Origin of the sequence: Xanthobacter autotrophicus (genome assembly GCF_029991245.1) — a bacterium.
Classification (GTDB): domain Bacteria; phylum Pseudomonadota; class Alphaproteobacteria; order Rhizobiales; family Xanthobacteraceae; genus Xanthobacter; species Xanthobacter autotrophicus_C.
Genome location: NZ_JAIVFO010000228.1, coordinates 1 through 4,238, shown reverse-complemented (window position 1 = coordinate 4,238; position 4,238 = coordinate 1). Strand labels below are relative to the sequence as shown.

4 protein-coding genes are annotated in these 4,238 nt (G+C 69.7%); all 4 read right to left on the bottom strand.

From position 1 onward, the window contains the following. Positions 1–110 precede the first annotated feature (110 nt). Genes K9U41_RS21995 through K9U41_RS21980 form a run of 4 tightly spaced genes read right to left on the bottom strand, consistent with a single transcriptional unit; the run spans position 111 to position 3,995 of the window. Positions 111–608 (bottom strand): MarR family winged helix-turn-helix transcriptional regulator, encoded by a 498-nt coding sequence (locus K9U41_RS21995; protein WP_282642973.1) that lies wholly within the window; start codon positions 606–608, stop codon positions 111–113. Positions 609–610: 2 nt separating this feature from the next. Then, on the bottom strand, positions 611–1,315 hold the full coding sequence (locus K9U41_RS21990) for an ABC transporter ATP-binding protein (protein ID WP_282642974.1): 705 nt from the start codon (positions 1,313–1,315) through the stop codon (positions 611–613). 8 nt (positions 1,316–1,323) lie between these two features. Continuing rightward, on the bottom strand, positions 1,324–2,106 hold the full coding sequence (locus tag K9U41_RS21985; RefSeq protein WP_282642972.1) for an ABC transporter ATP-binding protein: 783 nt from the start codon (positions 2,104–2,106) through the stop codon (positions 1,324–1,326). Next, positions 2,103–3,995: an ABC transporter permease gene (locus K9U41_RS21980; RefSeq protein WP_282642971.1), complete on the bottom strand. Its 1,893-nt coding sequence runs from the start codon at positions 3,993–3,995 to the stop codon at positions 2,103–2,105. Before K9U41_RS21980 ends, K9U41_RS21985 begins: the two co-directional genes overlap by 4 nt. Positions 3,996–4,238: the final 243 nt, after the last annotated feature.

Below are 4,238 nucleotides of genomic sequence, written 5' to 3'. Positions count from 1 at the left end.
ACCCTGCCCTCCCCCGCAAGCGGGAGAGGGTTCTCACCGTACCAAGTCGCAGGTTGCGCGCCGCTCCATGCGTCCGGAGCACAGGGCGCCCCAAGCGCCACAGGCGCCCCCTACCGCAGCCGCGCCAGCAGCTTCAGCAGCGTGGCGCGCTCGGCCGGATCAAGCGGCGCCAGCGTTTCCTCGGTGATGGCGAAGGCGTTGGGGGTGGCCCGGGCGATCACCGCGCGTCCCGCCTCGGTCGGCAACACCACCAGCAGCCGCGCATCCTCCGGGTCCGGCCGGGTCTCCACGAAGCCGCGCCGCGCGAGGCGGTCCACCACCCCCTTGATGGTGGCGGCATCCATGGCGGTGTGCCGCCCCAGAAGGTTCTGCGAGCAGGGTCCGGTCTCCGCCAGCTTCGCCAGCGCCGCCCATTGGGTCATGGTGAGGTCGTCGCCGATGCGCGCCGCGAACAGCGTGGCATGGCGCTGCGCCACCTGGCGCAGCATGAAGCCCACCTGCTCGTCGAGGATATAGGGCGCGGTGGCCTTGGCGCGCCGCGCCGGGCGGCGGGCGGGCGCGGCGTCCGCCGGTTCGGCCTTTACCAGTGCGGTCTTTCTCGGAGCCATCCTCACACCGCCAGATATGCGTCGCGAATCTCGGGGTTCGCCTCAAGGTCCGCCATGGTGCCGGAGAAGCGGATGCGCCCCTTCTCGATGATGTAGGCGCGGTCCGAGATCAGCTTGGCGAAGTGCAGATTCTGCTCCGAGATGACGATGGAGAGCCCCTGTTTCTTCATGGTGAGGATGGCGTCGGCCATCTGCTCCACGATCTTGGGCGCGAGGCCCTCGGAGGGCTCGTCCAAGAGCACCAGGGAGGGGTTGCCCATGAGCGTGCGGCCGATGGTGAGCATCTGCTGCTCGCCGCCGCTCATCTGGCCGCCGGGGCGCTTGCGCATCTCGCCGAGGTTGGGGAACAGCACGTAAAGCTGCTCCGGGCTCCAGGTGGCGACGCCTTCGCGCGGCGCCTGCCGGCCCACCATGAAGTTTTCTTCCACCGTCAGCTGGTTGAAGATGCGCCGGTCCTCCGGCACGTAGCCAAGGCCGCGCCGCACGATCTCATAGGTGGGCAGGGCGGAGACATCGGCCCCGTCGAACACCACCGTTCCCGCGCGCTGGGGCACGAGGCCGACGATGGAGCGGAAGGTGGTGCTCTTGCCGGCGCCGTTGCGGCCGAGCAGGGCCACCACTTCGCCCGCGCCCACCTCGAGGCCCACGTCGTAGAGGATGTGGGCGGGGCCGTAATGGCTGTTGAGGTTCGAGACCTGCAGTTTCATCTGGAGTGTCATGCGGCGCTCCCCTCGCGGTGCCGGGCGTCGTAGAGCAGGCCCTCGCCGAGATAGATGGCGCGCACCTGCGGGTCGCGGCGCACCTCCAGCGGCGTGCCGCGGGCGATGAGCTGGCCGCGGTTCAGCACCATCACCGCGTCGGCGTGCTCGAACACCACGTCCATGTCGTGCTCGGTGAAGAGCACGCCGATGCCCTTCTCCCGCGCGATCTCGGCGGTCAGGCGCATCAGCTCCACCCGCTCCTTCGGCGCCATGCCGGCGGTGGGCTCGTCCATCAGCAGCAGGCGCGGCTGGTTGGCCAGCGCCACCGCCAGCTCCAGCCGCTTGAGGTCGCCATAGGCCAGCTCCCCGCAGGGCCGCTCGGCCTGGGAGGTGAGGCCCACCAGCTCCAGCAGGCCCTCCGCCTCGGCCCGGCAGGCGGTGCCGGCGAAGCCGAACACGCGGGTGATCAGGCCGTGGAAGGAGAGCAGCGCCACCTGCACATTCTCCCGCACCGTCATGGAGGAGAAGGTGGCGGTGATCTGGAAGGTGCGCCCCACCCCGAGCCGCCACACCGCGCGCGGCGGCAGGCCCTTGATGTCGCGGCCGTCGATGCGGATGGTGCCGGCATCGGGCCTGATCTGGCCGTTCAGCATGTTGAAGCAGGTGCTCTTGCCCGCCCCGTTGGGGCCGATCAGCGCCAAGAGCGTTCCCGCCTCCAGGCTGAAGGTGACGCCGCGCACCGCATGGACGCCGCCATAGGATTTTTCGAGGTTTTCGACTTCGAGCAGCAAGCTCATCGCGCGGCCTCCACTTTGGCGAGGGTTGCGGCCTCGGCCCCGGTTTTCTTCGGCGCAAACCAGCGGTGGCGCATGTCCTCGATGAAGCCCGCCACGCCCTTGGGGAAGGCGAGCACCACCACCACGATCACCGCCCCCAGCACCAGCTTGGAGAGGTCGGTCTGGCTCATGAGCCAGATGGCCAGCGCCTTGTAGAGCACCGCCCCCACCACCGCGCCGGACACCGTCTCGATGCCGCCCAGCAGCACCATGACAAGGCCGTCCACCGAGGTCGGGATGCCCATGAAGTCGGGGAACACCGAGCCCTTCAGGAAGGCGTAGAGCGCCCCGGCGATGCCGGCGAAGGTGCCGGCCACCACGAAGGCGGCCCATTGCAGGCGCGCCCGATCCAGGCCGATGGCCTCGGCGCGCAGGGTGCTGTCGCGCACCGCGCGCAGGCCGTAGCCGAAGGGCGAGAACACCAGCATCCGCAACAGGCCGACGCCGATCACCGCCACCGCCAGCGCCAGCCAGAAGAAGCCCTGGGGCTTCGCCGCCCACGCGGAGGGCCAGATGCCGAGCAGGCCGTTGTCGCCGCCGGTCACATCCACCCACTGGAAGGCGACGGACCAGGCGATCTGCGCGAAGGCCAGCGTCAGCATGGCGAAATAGACCCCCGAGAGCCGCACGCAGAACCAGCCGAACAGCACCGCCCCCAAAAGCCCCAGGGCCGGGCCGACGAGGAGGGCTGCCTCCATGGGCGCGCCGAGGAACTTCACCATGAAGGCCGCGCCATAGGCGCCGAGGCCGAAATAGGCGGCATGGCCGAAGGAGGCGAGGCCGCCCACGGTCATGATGAAATGCAGGCTGGCGGCGAACAGCACGAAGATGAGGATTTCCGCGCCCACGGTGAGGGCGTAGTTGCCGAGGAAGAGGGGCAGCGTGGCCACGGCGGCCACCGCCACGGCCACGGCCACCCGCTCGGCGGTGGAGAACGGCCGCCACGGGCGGATGGTGAGGCCGGCGGCTGGGCGCGGCGCGCTCTCGGCCTTGCCGAACAGGCCCCAGGGCCGCACCACCAGCACCACTGCCATCACCAGGAACACCATGATGAGCGAGATCTGCGGCAGGATGAGAATGCCGAAGGCGTTCAGCTCCGCCACGATGATGGCGGCAACGAACGCCCCCAGCACCGAGCCCAGCCCGCCGATGACCACCACCACGAACACCTCCACGATGACGGAGAGGTCCATGGTGTGGGTGACGGTGGTGCGCGGAATCTGCAGGGCGCCGCCCAGCGCGGCGAGGAAGACGCCCAGCGCGAACACGCCGGTGAACAGCCATTTCTGGTTCACCCCCAGCGCCGCCACCATCTCGCGGTCCTGTGTCGCCGCGCGCACCAGCACGCCCCAGCGGGTCTGGTGGAACAGCAGCCACAGGGCACCCAGCACCACCGGGCCGAGCACCATCAGGAACAGGTCGTAGGTGGGCACCATGCGGCCGAACAGGCTCACCGCGCCGGCAAGGCCGGGGGCACGCGGGCCGAGCAGGTCTTCCGGGCCCCAGATCACCACCACCAGGTCCTGCACCATCAGCGTCACGCCGAAGGTGGCGAGCAGCTGGAACAGTTCGGGGGCGTGATAGATGCGGCGCAGCAGCACCATTTCCATCAGCGCGCCCATGGCCGCGACGATGACCGAGGCGGCGAGGATCGCGCCCCAGAAGCCGATGGGGCCGGCAAAGCGCGTGGTGAGCACATAGGCCACGTAGGCGCCCAGCATGTAGAAGGCGCCGTGCGCGAAGTTCACGATGCGCGTCACGCCGAAGATGATCGACAGGCCCGACGCCACCAGAAACAGCGACGCGGCGCTGGCGAGCCCGCTCAGGGCCTGGACCAACAGGAATTCCACTTGTCTCGCCTCTCGTTCACCGGCCTGGAAGGGGTTCTGTTCTTGGACCCGCCGCCGTCGAGGGAGGAGGGTCTTGCGGCAAGGGCGCGGGCGCCCCGGCCTTTTGGTTTGCATCGCCCTGCCCCCGGCGTGGGGGAGAGAAGGGGAAGCACCCGGTCGCTGGCGCAGCGCCTTCAACCATCGGGCGCGCCGTTCGTGCCTTCCCGCCCTGCCCCCTCTCCCGCTTGCGGGGGAGGGTTGGGG

Bases quoted from the DNA above. Each gene is read 5' to 3' on its own strand.
- K9U41_RS21995 (WP_282642973.1), bottom strand. From the start codon at position 608: ATGGCTCCGAGAAAGACCGCACTGGTAAAGGCCGAACCGGCGGACGCC.
- K9U41_RS21990 (WP_282642974.1), bottom strand. From the start codon at position 1,315: ATGAAACTGCAGGTCTCGAACCTCAACAGCCATTACGGCCCCGCCCAC.
- K9U41_RS21985 (WP_282642972.1), bottom strand. From the start codon at position 2,106: ATGAGCTTGCTGCTCGAAGTCGAAAACCTCGAAAAATCCTATGGCGGC.